General features: G+C 41.8%; 17 protein-coding genes. 12 read left to right on the forward strand and 5 right to left on the reverse strand.

Features of this window, described 5'->3' with window-relative positions; all coding sequences use genetic code 11:
• Positions 1-95: 95 nt before the first annotated feature.
• Positions 96-1,124 carry an aldo/keto reductase gene (locus JWQ34_RS15120; RefSeq protein WP_299358502.1) on the forward strand — a complete coding sequence of 343 codons (1,029 nt, stop codon included), beginning with the start codon at positions 96-98 and terminating at the stop codon, positions 1,122-1,124.
• A gap of 40 nt (positions 1,125-1,164) precedes the next feature.
• On the opposite strand, the gene JWQ34_RS15125 is transcribed toward JWQ34_RS15120, so the two are convergent.
• Positions 1,165-2,181 carry a low specificity L-threonine aldolase gene (locus JWQ34_RS15125; protein ID WP_367278627.1) on the reverse strand — a complete coding sequence of 339 codons (1,017 nt, stop codon included), beginning with the start codon at positions 2,179-2,181 and terminating at the stop codon, positions 1,165-1,167.
• A 73-nt stretch (positions 2,182-2,254) separates the two neighbouring features.
• On the opposite strand from JWQ34_RS15125, the gene JWQ34_RS15130 reads away from it, so the two are divergent.
• The gene (locus JWQ34_RS15130) at positions 2,255-2,911 is read left to right on the forward strand and encodes a hypothetical protein (protein WP_299358504.1); all 657 of its coding nucleotides are present in this window, start codon (positions 2,255-2,257) and stop codon (positions 2,909-2,911) included.
• A gap of 26 nt (positions 2,912-2,937) precedes the next feature.
• Here JWQ34_RS15130 and JWQ34_RS15135 read toward each other — a convergent pair whose 3' ends face one another.
• Positions 2,938-4,155 (reverse strand): glycosyltransferase family 87 protein, encoded by a 1,218-nt coding sequence (locus tag JWQ34_RS15135; RefSeq protein ID WP_299358506.1) that lies wholly within the window; start codon positions 4,153-4,155, stop codon positions 2,938-2,940.
• Positions 4,156-4,239: 84 nt separating this feature from the next.
• The gene (locus JWQ34_RS15140) at positions 4,240-5,454 is read right to left on the reverse strand and encodes an NAD(P)/FAD-dependent oxidoreductase (RefSeq protein ID WP_299358508.1); all 1,215 of its coding nucleotides are present in this window, start codon (positions 5,452-5,454) and stop codon (positions 4,240-4,242) included.
• On the opposite strand from JWQ34_RS15140, the gene JWQ34_RS15145 reads away from it, so the two are divergent.
• The 6 genes from JWQ34_RS15145 to purE all read left to right on the forward strand — a co-directional run bounded on the left by JWQ34_RS15145 (position 5,453) and on the right by purE (position 9,561).
• Entirely contained in the window at positions 5,453-6,058 is a 606-nt protein-coding gene (locus JWQ34_RS15145; protein WP_299358510.1) for an NADH-quinone oxidoreductase subunit A, read from the forward strand. The genes JWQ34_RS15140 and JWQ34_RS15145 overlap by 2 nt on opposite strands.
• Positions 6,051-6,533, forward strand: coding sequence for an NADH-quinone oxidoreductase subunit B (locus JWQ34_RS15150; protein WP_299358512.1), 483 nt, complete (start codon positions 6,051-6,053; stop codon positions 6,531-6,533). Before JWQ34_RS15145 ends, JWQ34_RS15150 begins: the two co-directional genes overlap by 8 nt.
• Positions 6,534-6,562: 29 nt before the next feature.
• The gene (locus JWQ34_RS15155; RefSeq protein WP_299358514.1) at positions 6,563-7,036 is read left to right on the forward strand and encodes a hypothetical protein; all 474 of its coding nucleotides are present in this window, start codon (positions 6,563-6,565) and stop codon (positions 7,034-7,036) included.
• A gap of 6 nt (positions 7,037-7,042) precedes the next feature.
• Positions 7,043-7,504, forward strand: a complete 462-nt coding sequence (gene tnpA / locus JWQ34_RS15160; protein ID WP_299358515.1) for an IS200/IS605 family transposase — start codon at positions 7,043-7,045, stop codon at positions 7,502-7,504.
• 327 nt (positions 7,505-7,831) lie between these two features.
• A complete protein-coding gene (locus JWQ34_RS15165) occupies positions 7,832-8,971 on the forward strand; it encodes a 5-(carboxyamino)imidazole ribonucleotide synthase (RefSeq protein ID WP_299358517.1) in 1,140 nt (379 codons plus the stop codon).
• Between the two features lie 92 nt (positions 8,972-9,063).
• Entirely contained in the window at positions 9,064-9,561 is a 498-nt protein-coding gene (gene purE / locus JWQ34_RS15170; RefSeq protein ID WP_299358838.1) for a 5-(carboxyamino)imidazole ribonucleotide mutase, read from the forward strand.
• On the opposite strand, the gene JWQ34_RS15175 is transcribed toward purE, so the two are convergent.
• Entirely contained in the window at positions 9,558-9,983 is a 426-nt protein-coding gene (locus JWQ34_RS15175) for a hypothetical protein (protein WP_299358520.1), read from the reverse strand. The two genes, purE and JWQ34_RS15175, sit on opposite strands and share 4 nt — an antisense overlap.
• A gap of 62 nt (positions 9,984-10,045) precedes the next feature.
• Positions 10,046-10,609, reverse strand: coding sequence for a YqgE/AlgH family protein (locus JWQ34_RS15180; protein WP_299358522.1), 564 nt, complete (start codon positions 10,607-10,609; stop codon positions 10,046-10,048).
• Between the two features lie 118 nt (positions 10,610-10,727).
• Here JWQ34_RS15180 and pdxH point away from each other — a divergent pair, with 118 nt between their 5' ends.
• The 4 genes from pdxH (at position 10,728) to JWQ34_RS15200 (ending at position 13,543) form a co-directional block, all read left to right on the forward strand.
• Positions 10,728-11,375 (forward strand): pyridoxamine 5'-phosphate oxidase, encoded by a 648-nt coding sequence (gene pdxH, locus JWQ34_RS15185; RefSeq protein WP_299358524.1) that lies wholly within the window; start codon positions 10,728-10,730, stop codon positions 11,373-11,375.
• Positions 11,372-11,869, forward strand: a complete 498-nt coding sequence (locus JWQ34_RS15190) for an NADH-quinone oxidoreductase subunit C (protein ID WP_299358549.1) — start codon at positions 11,372-11,374, stop codon at positions 11,867-11,869. Before pdxH ends, JWQ34_RS15190 begins: the two co-directional genes overlap by 4 nt.
• A gap of 76 nt (positions 11,870-11,945) precedes the next feature.
• On the forward strand, positions 11,946-12,320 hold the full coding sequence (locus JWQ34_RS15195; RefSeq protein WP_299358551.1) for a four helix bundle protein: 375 nt from the start codon (positions 11,946-11,948) through the stop codon (positions 12,318-12,320).
• A 95-nt stretch (positions 12,321-12,415) separates the two neighbouring features.
• Positions 12,416-13,543 carry an NADH-quinone oxidoreductase subunit D gene (locus tag JWQ34_RS15200; RefSeq protein ID WP_299358841.1) on the forward strand — a complete coding sequence of 376 codons (1,128 nt, stop codon included), beginning with the start codon at positions 12,416-12,418 and terminating at the stop codon, positions 13,541-13,543.
• The last annotated feature ends 8 nt before the right edge of the window (positions 13,544-13,551 follow it).

Consider the following 13,551-nt stretch of genomic DNA (forward strand, 5'->3'; position numbering starts at 1 on the left):
GTAGAAGGGTCGCGTTGAGGCTTTTTGACCAACCGCTGACCATTTTATTAAAACACAATAACCAACTTTATACTTTATCTAACAACTACCAACTTATGAAATACAATCTTTTAGGTAATACCGGCGTTTATGTGTCCGAAATTTGTTTCGGCACCATGACCTTTGGTGGTAGCGATACCGGCATTTGGAGTAACATAGGCAAAGTACAGCAACAGGAAGTTAATGAAATGATGAAAACCGTTGTAGACACGGGCATCAATTTTATTGATACGGCCAACGTTTACTCATATGGAAAATCTGAAGAACTGCTTGGACAATCATTAATTGATCTTGGACTAAACCGTAACGAACTAATAATAGCCACCAAAGTACGCGGCCGCATGAGTGCCGATGCTAATAATGTAGGGTTAAGCCGTTTCAATATTTTTCAATCGGTTGATGCCAGTTTGAAACGCCTGCAGATGGACCACATGGATATTTTATATGTCCATGGCGTTGATCTGTATACCCCGATAGAGGAAACCGTACGTGCGTTAAATGATATTGTATTAACCGGTAAGGTACGCTACATAGCCATTTGTAACTGGCCCGCCTGGATGGTTATGAAAGCGCAAGGCATTGCTGATAAATATGGGTGGAACAAATTTGTAGGATTGCAATATTTTTACTCATTATCAGGCCGTGATATTGAGCGCGAAGTTGTACCCCTGGCTGCCGATCAAAACTTGGCTATTATGCCGTGGAGCCCGTTAGCAGGTGGTTTCTTATCAGGCAAGTACACCCGCACAAACGAAACACCGGGCGACTCGCGCAGAGAAAAGTTTGATTTCCCGCCGATAAATAAAGAAAGGGCTTATGATATTATTGATGTATTAGCCGATATCAGCAAAGCGCATAACGTATCGGTAGCGCAGGTTGCACTAGCCTGGGTGCGTTTGCAAAAAGGCGTAACCAGCACCATCATAGGCGCTAAAACTATTGATCAGTTAAACGATAATTTAAAATCTATCGAGATCGCATTGTCAACCGATGAACTAAAAAGGCTTGACGAAGTAAGTGCTTTGTCCAAAGAATATCCCGGCTGGATGGTTGAAAGACAGATGGGTGATAGGGTAGTTAAGTAATGAGTTATAGGTTTTGAGTGGTGAGTCTTTAACTCATTACTCAAAACCCACCACTCACCACTTTAACAACATATTCCACCTGTTCCGGATGCACATCCAAATGCAATACAAAACGGATACGGTGTTTATCGGTAGACATAGCCTGAATGCCTTGCTCGGCTAGTTTTGCTAATACTGCATCAGCCGGTTCAACGGTATCAAATAAAACAATATTGGTTTCGGCAGGTAATACATTAGTTACCGCTGATGATCTGCCGAGCGCCTCGGCTAAGATCTGCGAGTGAGCATGGTCTATCTTTAACCGCTCCACATGATGATCTAAAGCGTAAATACCTGCGGCTGCTAAAAAGCCCGCCTGGCGCATACCACCCCCAAAAACCTTGCGAATACGGCGGGCATATTTAATAGTATCCTTATCAGCCAGTAAAACCGAACCGACAGGCGCGCCTAATCCTTTAGATAAACAAACCGATATACCATCGAAGTATTTACCATAATCAACCGCTTTATCGCCCGTATAAGTCAATGCGTTAAATATGCGTGCGCCATCTAAGTGGAGTTTCAAGCCCTTCTCTTTACAAAGCGCGGCTATCGGTTTAATTTGATCAAGTGTATAGCAGCTTCCGCCGCCTTTGTTTACAGTATTTTCTAGTACCACCAAGCTGGTATGCGGGTAATGGATGTTTTCAGCGTTGATCTCCGGTTCAATCATTTCGGGCGTAAGTATTCCCCTGTATCCATTTAACAAACGCGCTGATACCCCCGAATTAAACGCTATGCCTCCACCCTCGTAACGGTAAACGTGCGCGGTTTGGTCGGCAATTAATTCGTCCATTGGTTGGGTAAAACACTTAATAGCTATCTGGTTAGTCATAGTACCTGATGGGCAGTAGATCCCTGCCTCCATCCCGAAGATCGCCGCGGCTTTTTGTTCTAACTCATTTATCGTTTCGTCCTCGCCAAAAACATCATCGCCTACTTTGGCGTTGAACATGGCCTCCAGCATTCCGGCGGTGGGTTTAGTTACGGTATCGCTGCGTAAATCAACAGTCATCATATTAAATATTTAAAAAATGCGTTATTTGTATTTTGATCTATATATGCGCCCAATTTTAACAATTTTATGCTTAATGCTGTTAGTTTCGACAGCAAAATCACAAACCTGGCAACCCGGCTATTTTTATGACGTTAAAGGAACGAAAAATACCGGACTTATAAGCGTAAACCCACGCGGAAAAGGCCCCATAAAAGGTGAAGGTTTTATTGAATATAAAGAAGACGCTAAAGCCCAATCAATGAAGCTAAGCGCCAGCGATTTGCGGTCATTCGTAGCGGGGCGTGACAGTTTTATAGTTGCAGCTGCACCAAGAGAAGGCTGGTCTAACTACGACCTTGACTTTGTAAAGGTTGCAGTTGACGGACCGATACGGTTATTTGAGGTTAAAGGCAGTACAGGCGACGGCGGTTCGGGGTTTAGCCCCGGCATAAGTGTAGGTACGGGGATAGGCGCAGGCGGTTATGGTGGCAGTGGCTTTGGTGGAGGATTAGGCGGCGGCATATCTATCCCAATTGGCGGTGGTGGCAGGCGAGGAAGTGCCAAGACCCTATATTTTTATGGCGCCAACACTGCCGAAATGAAGCTAATTACCAACGAAAACTTTATTGACGTAATGAGCGAAATTATGGGCGATGAACCCGATGTAGTTGAAAAAATACAAACCAAAAAGTTTGGGCCCGGCAATATGGCTAAGCTATTAGACTATTTTCATCAGGTACATAAAGATTAGTTGGATAGCGGGCTAACTAACTCTAATCAACTAATCTTCACCAACCAATCTTTATTCACTAAACGATTATATTGCTGGTCGATTTTTGAATTGGCGGCTACAAAGTTTTTAAACAATAGTTCGTAAACAATCTTTCCCCAGATGATGATAACCGGCCAGGCTTTCATGGAGTAACGGGCTATGTACGGTTGGCGTATAAATTTTGGTACGGCATCGGTTAGCCCTAATCCGGTTATTACCAGCACCAAAACCAGGAAGATAATGTTGGTTGTTGTATATGGTTTATCCTGTATCAACATCCAGATAAATACACCTGTTACGGCAATTATATAAGTTGGATGCTCTGCACCAGTGCTAAATATCACAATAAATATTAACGCAGATGCCAGTACCTGCGCGCGATACATGAATGATTTATACTGGCTAAACCTCAATAAAGGTAAAAGGAACAATATCGCCCCGGCAATTATAAAAGGCAGATTAGGCACGTTGATATTTCCGGTTACGCGCCTTACCACCCCCATCACACAAATATCCTGCGGCGAATCAAAATAAGCGTTAAGCCCTACTTTACCATGCACGGCGGCAAGCCATTGCGGATAGGAATTAAGCACAAACGCCGGGCTGCTTAATACCATCGGCAAAGCCAAAAACACTACCAGCCATATTGCCGACCATAATATAAACCGGCCTTTATTCCTCGAAAATAAAAAGAACGTAAGGCCGATGATTGGATATAACTTTATTAAAAATCCCAGCACAATAAACAGTGTAGCCCATTGATCTTTACCCCGCTCAACCAGTATAAAGCTCAACAGTATCATGGCTGTTATAGCCGGATTAAACTGCATATAAAACACCGAGTTGGCATATTCAATAGCACAGAGCAGTAACAATTGGTTTTTTTGCCGGACGGTAAATGGCAGGAAATGTATGGCTAGTAATATCGCCACTGCATTGGCAATCTCCCACAATAAAAAACCCCAGCCATGCGGCAACAAGGCAGATGGCGCTACAATTACCGGGAATACAGGGCCGTAAAAATACATGTCCCCATACTCTTGCGGATACGCTTCATAGAGGTTCTTTTCGGCCTTGGCGTGATAGTATGAGGCACGAAATATTTTGTAATTATTATCAATATTACGGGTGTATTTAAACAGGCAGGTGTAAGCCGCGACAGCAATGTATAATACCCAAAGCCATTGGTACCCGCTTAAATAAAGAACCCGTTTGTTGGTCATAGCAGCAATATTACAATTATTTTTAAATTTTGACTTATTGGTAGTTTTAGATTTGACAACTTTTAAAAAGTTGTCAAATCTTTCTTATAAATTTTGCGCTATTACAAACCCGCTTGCCCAGGCCCATTGAAAATTATAGCCACCCAACCAGCCGGTAACATCAACACATTCGCCGCCAAAATATAGGCCCGGTACTTTTTTAGCTTCTAATGATTTGGAGGATAACTCATCTGTTGATACCCCTCCGCGCATAACCTCGGCTTTATCATATCCCTTATCGCCGGCAGGCTTAACTTTAAAATAATGGATAAGATTATCAATGTTTTCTAAATCGACATTGCTTAAAGTCGCCAGGTTCTTTTCTATCGGTAAATAGCCGCTCAATGCCTCAGCAAATTTGCGGGTGTATATCGTGGATAGATAGTTTAGTAATGTTTTCTTGCCATTCATTTCCCGCTCCTCTTGTATCAGTTCGGTAATGTTTTCATTGGGTAACACGTCAATGTAAATAAACTCACCGGCTTTCCAGTAGGATGAGATCTGTAATATTGCCGGGCCGCTTAATCCCCAATGGGTAAACAGTATATTTTCTTCAAAGCTAGCCCTATCATTCCACACTCTGCAGAAAATACTATTACCTGATAATTGCTCATACCATTGCTGATCTTTACCCGTAATAGTTAACGGCACCAATGCGGGCGCTGTATCAATAATATTTAGTCCAAATTTACGTGCGGTGCGCAGGCCAAAATCAGTAGCACCCATTTTTTGTATGGGTAGTCCGCCTGCGGCGATAACTACTTTAGGGGTTTGTAATTTTATTTCCCGTCCGTGCTTTTCATATATAACCTCAAAGCCATCGGTGGTTTGCTCAATGCTTTTCACATCAGCATCACAACGGATCTCCTGGCCCAGGTCATTGCATAAGTCAGTAAAAACTTTTACAATATCTTTTGCCTTATCGCTTACCGGGAAAAGCTGCCCGAGCGTTTTTTCTTTACCTTCAATACCATAAGTTTCAAAAAAACTAACGGTATCATCAACCGTCCATTGCGCAAAGGCCGATTTACTAAAATGTTCATTCTGAGATATAAATTGCTTCGGTGAAGAATACAGATTAGTGTAATTACATCTGCCGCCGCCGCTGATCAATATCTTGGCTCCTACTTTATCGTTCTTCTCTAGTATCAGCGTGCGCTTGCCTAAAAACCCGGCTTGAACGGCACACATTAATCCACACGCGCCACCGCCAATAATTATAGCATCAAAATCTGTTTGTTTTATTAAATTTGCCGACATGGTTGAAGTTTCGCAAATATCAGAATTTGGAAAGATACTTATCTTTTTAATTACAGGAATTATCCTGGTAGGGCTGATATTTTTTTTAAACCGACTTATCGCGCCTAATAACCCCACTCCCGAAAAGCTAACCTCATACGAGTGCGGCGAGGAACCAACCGGCAATGCGTGGCTGCCTTTTAACTCTCGCTTTTATGTTATCGCACTTATATTTTTGTTGTTTGATGTGGAGATGGTGTTCATCTTTCCGTGGGCAACCGTATTTGGCAGCCATGAAATTATCGCTGCCGATGCACGCTGGGGCTGGTTCTCGCTAGCCGAAATGTTTGTGTTCCTGGGAATATTGATATTGGGACTAATATACGTTTGGGTTAAAGGCGATCTGGACTGGATAAAGCCAAAACCGGTAATACCTACTACCAATACCAGCATTCCGGCATCATTATATGAACAATTAAATATGGAGCAAAGCGTTTTTAAGGTAAGTGCTTTTGCTTTAGAACCGATACAAACTACTGTTGCACCAGTTACTGCAGCTACAGAACCGGCACCAATACGCAAACCCATGTTTAAGCCTACCTTTAAAAAACCAGCCGATGAGTAACGATATAAACAGCGAAAGCGGCGGCGTAGTAGTCACCAAATTAAATGACCTGTTAAATTGGTCAAGGCTATCATCATTATGGCCCATGGGGTTCGGTATAGCTTGCTGCGCGATAGAAATGATGGGGTCGTACGCGTCAACTTACGATATGGACAGGCTGGGTGTATTTCCAAGGCCATCGGCCCGTCAAGCCGATGTTATAATTATTGCAGGTACCGTCACCTTTAAAATGGCCGAACGTATTAAACGCCTGTATGAGCAAATGCCCGAGCCTAAATATGTTATATCCATGGGTTCGTGCTCTAACTGCGGCGGGCCATATTGGCAGCACGGCTATCACGTAGTAAAAGGTGTTGATCGGGTTATCCCGGTTGATATATATGTGCAGGGCTGTCCTCCGCGCCCCGAAGCATTGATCGGCGCTATTTTAGAACTCCAAAAAAAGATAGAAGGCGAAAGTTTAGTTAAAGGATAAACAGATCAAAATATTTTTATATTTGATCTATGGCCTCAACTAACAACTTTAAAAGCAATGCTTTACCAACCATACTTTTGTTAGGATTTTTAACCGGCACAATGGACGGCACATCTGCCATCCTGCTTAATTGGAAACTAGGCGCCGAAACCATTTTCAGGTATATAGCTAGTGCTTTATTCGGCAAAGCCGCATTTACCGGCGGACCGGAAATGATTGTTTTTGGTGTATTGTTTCACTATTGTTTGGCTTACTTATTTACCACGATATTTTACCTGGCCTATCCAACCTGTATATCAGCAGTAAAGAATAAATATGTTTTGGCAGTTCTGTACGGCAGCACCGCCTGGGTCATTATGAATTTAATTGTGGTGCCGATGAGTAAGATCGGCAAATTCCCAAGCAAGCCAAGCGGCATTATTATTAACGCGGTAGTGCTGATGATATGTTTTGGATTGCCGGTAGTGTTGGTTGCGAGCAGGAAGTTGTTGAAGAAAATCTAAAAATTAATGGCTAATACTTATACTCAAATACATATTCAATGTATTATGGCTGTTAAATTTCGGCAATCGCTTATTGGTACCGAATGGAAAGAAAGATTGAATCAATACATTACCGGGATAGTACAAAACAACGGGCATAAAATGATAGCAATAAATAGTATGCCCGATCATTTGCATTTGTTTTTTGGATTTAGACCCGACCAATCGCTGTCTGATTTAATGAGATTGGTAAAGGGTGAGTCGTCTGAATGGTTGAATAAGCAAGGTTTCATTAAATCAAAGTTTAGTTGGCAAGAAGGTTACGGTGCTTTTTCGTATTCGCGATCGCAGATAAAGACAGTTGCAGAATATATTGAAAACCAGGAAGAGCATCATCGCAAAAAAACATTCCTGAAGGAGTATCAGCAGTTCCTTGAACATTTTGAAATTGAATTTGATGAACGATATATTTTCAAGCCATTAGAATAACTGTCGGTTAAGTGTTGCCCCTACGGGGCAAAATATCTTAATTCCTTTTTTTCTACCGACCTTTTGCCCCTACGGGGCAATATTTGTTTAGAGCATCCTTGCCCCGTAGGGGCAAAATATCTTAATTCCTTTTTTCTACCGACCTTTTGCCCCTACGGGGCAATATTTGTTTAGAGTATCCTTGCCCCGTAGGGGCAAAAAGTCGGTAGCATATAATAACATATCTCATATCTCGTGCCGTAGGTACGAAACTTAACCGCCATACCCACCTAATCCCAAATTCATTTATGCTTTTTGAAAGATTAACGGTAAACTTGCACTATAATAATGAAAGCATTTTACGGAGATCTTAAACTGGGTATTTTAGGCGGCGGACAACTGGGCCGCATGTTAATACAACAAGCCATAAACTATAACGTAACTGTTAAAGTACTTGACCCTGACCGCGAAGCCCCCTGCCGTAAATTATGCGATGAATTTGTAGTTGGCTCGTTAGGCGATTATGAAACCGTTTATAAATTCGGCAAAAAGGTTGATCTGCTTACCATCGAGATAGAAAAGGTAAATGTAGACGCGCTGGAGCAACTGGAGAAAGAAGGTGTATTAGTTTACCCTCAACCTCGAATAATCCGCCTGATACAGGATAAGGGCCTGCAAAAGCAATTTTTTAAAGAGAATAATATCCCCACTGCCGAATTTAAGGTGATATCCTCTGTAGATGATCTGAAGCAAATCGATATCCCCTACCCATACATACAAAAATTAAGGCGCGATGGCTATGATGGCCGTGGTGTTTATAAAGTGATTGACAAAAGCTATCTGGCCAATGCCTTCACCGAGCCAAGCATCGTAGAACGTTTAATAGATTTTGAAAAAGAGATAGGCGTAATAGTAGCCCGTAATGAAAGCGGCGAGGTTAGTACCTTTCCGTTGGTTGAGATGGAATTTAATCCCGATGTTAATTTGGTGGAGTTCCTGATATCGCCGTCTACCTTATCTTTCGTGATACAGCAAGAAGCCGAACGCATTGCCAAAAAAATTGCCGAGGATCTTAAAATAGTTGGCCTATTGGCTGTCGAAATGTTTTTAACTAAGGACGGGCAGATATTGGTTAATGAGTTGGCACCACGCCCGCACAACAGCGGCCACCAAAGTATTGAGGGTAATGTGGTATCACAATTTGAGCAGCATTTGCGCGCGATATTTGACCAACCTTTGGGCGATACATCAAGCCTGAACAACGCCGTAATGATAAACATATTGGGCGAACCAGGTTTTGAAGGCCCCGCGGTTTACCAGGGAATAGAAAAAATATTAAAATGCCCCGGCGTATATGTACATTTATATGGCAAAGCGCTAACTAAACCGTTTCGCAAAATGGGGCATGTTACTATTGTGGATGCGGACAGGGAAAAAGCGATTGAGACGGCGCGTTATGTGCAGAAAACATTAAAAGTAGTAAGTTAAGTTAGTCCATGGTCAATGGTCGATAGTCCATAGATGCATGGTTCATAAAATTAAAAAAACTATTGACCATGGACTATGGTCTATCGACAAATATGAGCCAACCCAAAATAGGAATCATCATGGGCAGCAAATCGGATCTTCCGATTATGCAGGACGCTGCCGATGTATTAACAGAATTAGGTGTCGCTTACGAAATTACCGTAGTATCAGCGCACCGCACACCCGATCGTATGTTTACTTACGCCCGTGAGGCTGCTGGCCGTGGCATTAAAGTTATTATTGCCGGTGCAGGCGGCGCGGCGCATTTGCCGGGCATGGTAGCATCATTAACGCATTTGCCGGTTATTGGCGTACCCGTAAAGTCAAGCAACTCTATTGATGGTTGGGACTCTATCCTGTCTATTCTGCAAATGCCTAATGGTATCCCGGTAGCTACTGTAGCTTTAAACGCCGCAAAAAACGCGGGCATATTAGCAGCTCAAATTATTTCGACCGCGGATGAGGCAATAGTTAAAAACCTGATCGCTTACAAAGAAACTTTAAAGAAAAAGGTTGAAGAATCGGCAGAGGAAATGAAAAACGGCAATTAATCAAACGCCACAACGTCAACCCCCGATATTTTATTGACATGACAATTACATCCGCCTGAGATCTTCAACGTCACGGTTTTAGTTTGCCCCGTAGTTGGGTTAGTTGCTGATATTAATACATCGTCACCATCGGTAGATAGTTGTGATTTGGCGCTATCGTCAGCTACTATATAAGACCCATAAATCAGGTCTATTGCCGCCGAACCGGAATTAACTATTTTTAAATGCGTACGCTGGTTGGTAACGCTATAATTTTGTACCGCCATAGCATTACCATTTTTATCGGTAAACTTAATTGTAACTATAGCATAAATGGTTGTGCAAACACCATTAGGGTTACACGCAGAATTTTCTTCCTGCGTTTTTTTGTGACATCCAAGGGTAGATGCAATTATTAATAAAACAAGTAACTTCTTAAACATAATCAGAGGTTTTTAAGGTTAACAAATAAAAAACAATTTCTAACCTCTCATTGTCCGCTTGTTTAGTTTAATTGCGGGTTTTCTGGAAAGTTAGCAATATGGGCGTAGCGATTGCCTAAGCTAATCACCACCTCTTTCCACATGTTTTGTTCTGAAACGTTAAAAATGGTTCCGGCGCTACACTTCTCTGCAATTATCCAGCTATTTTCTTTCAGTTCATCATCCAGTTGGGTTGGTGTCCAGCCGGAATAACCCATAAAAAACTTGACCTCTGTTTCATTTAATTGATAGTCCGATATCAATTGTTTTATGTTTTCAAAATCGCCGCCCCAGTATATGCCATCACAAATTTCAATGCCGCCGTCAATTTTATCAGGAGCACAATGTATAAAATGCAGGGTGTTGGCAGCCACCGGTCCGCCGGTGTAAACAGGTATTTCGGAGTATGAGGTATCGGGCAAAACATCACCCAGCAAATAATCGCTTTGGTGGTTTAGTATAAAACCCATAGCACCGCTTTCGGCATATTCTGTGAGTAAAATTACCGATCTTTTAAAGTTTGGGTCCATCATAAATGGCTCCGAAATTAACAAGCGGCCTGCCGCGGCTGTGATAGAATTTAACATGTTAGTAATTTATAATATAGACTAAATTAACAAGCAAACGTAAAATATGTTCGGCCATGTATAATTGAAATACAATATTAACTATTTACGGTATAATTAATTTGTAAGTTTGCAGTAAATGAATCAGGAAGAATTACAGAGTTTAAGAAATGATTACAGTGCTGCTACACTATCAGAAACCAGCATAAATGTAAATCCAATAAAACAATTTGATATTTGGTTTAATGAAGCGCTTGAAGCCCAAATACATGAGCCGAATGCCATGACGCTGGCCACCGCCACTACAGACGGTCGCCCGTCTGCCCGTATAGTTTTGCTAAAAGGATTTGATATAAATGGCTTTGCTTTTTATACCAACTATCTAAGCCGTAAAGGGAAAGAAATAACCAAAAATCCATTAGGTGCCATTACTTTTTACTGGGGCGAATTGGAAAGACAAGTACGTATTGAAGGCAATATTGAGAAGTTGAGTAAAGAGCAATCCGAAAAATATTTTCAGTCGCGCCCTAAAGGAAGTCAGATCAGTGCGGTGGCATCCCCACAAAGCCAGGAAATTGCCAGCCGCGATATTTTAGAAACTAAGATAAGCCAATTGGAAGAAGAGTATGCAGACAAGGACGTACCCAAACCATCTTTTTGGGGTGGCTATATTTTAAAACCCCGCCTCATAGAATTTTGGCAAGGGCGCCCTAGCCGCTTACACGACCGTATTGTGTACAAAAAGATTGATAACAAAAACTGGAAAAAAGTACGCGTTGCCCCATGAGTTTTGAGGATATTAAATTATTGCTGGTTGAGAAATTTGGCGCTGATATAATTGTCGGTGAGGAAACAGGCGGTTTACAGCCTGCCCTGCTGATAGATCCAGACCGCATAGTTGATGTATGCCTTGAACTGCGCAATAATTCAAAAACCTATTTTGATTTTTTATCATGCCTTACCGGGGTTGATTATGGTGTCGAAGCTAATAGTTTCGGTGTGGTTTATCACCTGGCTTCAATACCTTACAAATTACAACTGACATTAAAGATCAGTAAAGAACATGACCGGGCAAATGGCGAGCCTGTTTTTAAAAGTATAACATCCGTTTACCGTACTGCCGACTGGCATGAGCGTGAAGCTTATGACCTGGTAGGGATATTTTTTGAAGGCCATCCGGACCTACGTCGAATTTTATTACCGGATGATTGGGAGGGCTACCCTCTCCGAAAAGACTATAAAACAGCTGAATATTATAAAGGAATTAAAATAGATTTCTGATATCGGATTTCGGATGTTCGATTTCGGATTTATTTGAATATCCTATATTTCAATTTATATATTTGAAATTACATCTATGGATAAAACAGAATTAAAACGCCGAGCTCAGAAATTTGCTGTTGATGTAATTAAATTTATTGAAACTCTACCAAATAGTCGTTCACTGAATGTTTTAACTAATCAAGTATTAAGGAGTTCAACTTCAGTAGGTGCAAACTACCGTGCCGCCTGTAAAGGAAAATCGACCGCTGATTTTATAAACAAAATTGTAATTTGTGAGGAAGAAGCCGATGAGTCAATTTATTGGTTTGACTTGATGGAAGAAGCTGAATTAGTTTCACCTATTGTTATAGCTCCATTAAGAAAAGAAGCAAATGAACTTACCGCTATATTTACTGCGATAGGTAAAACTGCTAAGGAAAATCAAAGAATAAAAAATTCAAAAAAATAAATAAATCCGAAATCGAACATCCGAAATCCGAAATTAAAGTGACTGACGCACTACAAGCATATAACAACAAAATAGCCGCAGCATCTGTTGAGGATATGGTGCTTAACATGGGGCCGCAGCATCCGTCTACTCATGGGGTTTTGCGGTTGGAGCTGATAACCGATGGCGAGATCGTTAAAGAGGTTATCCCGCACATGGGGTACCTGCATCGCTGTTTTGAAAAGCACGCCGAAAATTTAACCTATCAGCAAACTATTCCATTTACCGACAGGTTGGATTACCTGGCATCTATGAATAACAGCCACGCCTGGGTTATGGGCGTTGAGCGCATGTTGGGTATTGATAAAGACATCCCCAAACGTGTCGAATACATACGTGTGCTGGTTTGCGAAATGAATCGCATCGCATCACACCTGATAGCCGTTGGTACTTATGGTATTGATATTGGTGCTTTCACCCCTTTTTTATGGTGCTTTAAAGATCGCGAACATATTATGGGCATGTTGGAGTGGGCATCAGGTTCGCGCATGTTATATAATTATATTTGGGTGGGTGGTTTATTTTATGATCTGCCTGTTGGTTTTGAAGAGCGGTGCCGCGAGTTTATTAACTATTTTAAACCTAAAATGGTTGAGTTAAATCAGCTATTAACCGATAACCAGATATTCATCAGTCGTACGGCTAACGTTGGCGTATTACCACGCGATGTAGCTATTAACTACGGCTGCTCGGGCCCTATGCTGCGTGGATCTGGTTTAAAGTGGGATCTGCGCCGTATAGATGGCTATTCGGTATATCCTGAACTAGATTTTGAGATCCCTGTAGGTACCGGACTGATGGGTACCGTAGGCGACTGCTGGGACCGTTATAAAGTACGTATTGACGAGATAGAGCAATCTGTAAAGATCATGGAGCAATGCCTTGATCGTTTACAGAACGAATTAAAACGCACGGTTGATTTTGACCCGCGTGCCAAACTTCCGCGTAAGCTAACCCCTAAACCGCAGGACTATTATGTAAGATGCGAAGGCGCCAAAGGCGAACTTGGCTTTTACTTTATGCATACTGATACACGATCTGAAATACCATTCCGCGCCAAAGTGCGTGCCCCTAGCTTCAACAACTTGTCTGTACTGCCAGAAATTGCCAAAGGCGTTATGATAGCTGATTTGATAGCTATTGTAGGTAGTATTGATTTTGTTTTGGGGGAAGTGGATAGGTAGACACGATT

Origin of the sequence: Mucilaginibacter sp., from assembly GCF_028288185.1 — a bacterium.
Classification (GTDB): Bacteria; Bacteroidota; Bacteroidia; order Sphingobacteriales; family Sphingobacteriaceae; genus Mucilaginibacter.

Excerpts from the sequence above, each read along its gene's own strand:
- JWQ34_RS15120 (WP_299358502.1), top strand. The coding sequence starts at position 96 with ATGAAATACAATCTTTTAGGTAATACCGGCGTTTATGTGTCCGAAATT.
- JWQ34_RS15125 (WP_367278627.1), bottom strand. The coding sequence starts at position 2,181 with ATGATGACTGTTGATTTACGCAGCGATACCGTAACTAAACCCACCGCC.
- JWQ34_RS15130 (WP_299358504.1), top strand. The coding sequence starts at position 2,255 with ATGCTGTTAGTTTCGACAGCAAAATCACAAACCTGGCAACCCGGCTAT.
- JWQ34_RS15135 (WP_299358506.1), bottom strand. The coding sequence starts at position 4,155 with ATGACCAACAAACGGGTTCTTTATTTAAGCGGGTACCAATGGCTTTGG.
- JWQ34_RS15145 (WP_299358510.1), top strand. The coding sequence starts at position 5,453 with ATGGTTGAAGTTTCGCAAATATCAGAATTTGGAAAGATACTTATCTTT.
- JWQ34_RS15140 (WP_299358508.1), bottom strand. The coding sequence starts at position 5,454 with ATGTCGGCAAATTTAATAAAACAAACAGATTTTGATGCTATAATTATT.
- JWQ34_RS15150 (WP_299358512.1), top strand. The coding sequence starts at position 6,051 with ATGAGTAACGATATAAACAGCGAAAGCGGCGGCGTAGTAGTCACCAAA.
- JWQ34_RS15155 (WP_299358514.1), top strand. The coding sequence starts at position 6,563 with ATGGCCTCAACTAACAACTTTAAAAGCAATGCTTTACCAACCATACTT.
- tnpA (WP_299358515.1), top strand. The coding sequence starts at position 7,043 with ATGGCTAATACTTATACTCAAATACATATTCAATGTATTATGGCTGTT.
- JWQ34_RS15165 (WP_299358517.1), top strand. The coding sequence starts at position 7,832 with ATGAAAGCATTTTACGGAGATCTTAAACTGGGTATTTTAGGCGGCGGA.
- purE (WP_299358838.1), top strand. The coding sequence starts at position 9,064 with ATGAGCCAACCCAAAATAGGAATCATCATGGGCAGCAAATCGGATCTT.
- JWQ34_RS15175 (WP_299358520.1), bottom strand. The coding sequence starts at position 9,983 with ATGTTTAAGAAGTTACTTGTTTTATTAATAATTGCATCTACCCTTGGA.
- JWQ34_RS15180 (WP_299358522.1), bottom strand. The coding sequence starts at position 10,609 with ATGTTAAATTCTATCACAGCCGCGGCAGGCCGCTTGTTAATTTCGGAG.
- pdxH (WP_299358524.1), top strand. The coding sequence starts at position 10,728 with ATGAATCAGGAAGAATTACAGAGTTTAAGAAATGATTACAGTGCTGCT.
- JWQ34_RS15190 (WP_299358549.1), top strand. The coding sequence starts at position 11,372 with ATGAGTTTTGAGGATATTAAATTATTGCTGGTTGAGAAATTTGGCGCT.
- JWQ34_RS15195 (WP_299358551.1), top strand. The coding sequence starts at position 11,946 with ATGGATAAAACAGAATTAAAACGCCGAGCTCAGAAATTTGCTGTTGAT.
- JWQ34_RS15200 (WP_299358841.1), top strand. The coding sequence starts at position 12,416 with ATGGTGCTTAACATGGGGCCGCAGCATCCGTCTACTCATGGGGTTTTG.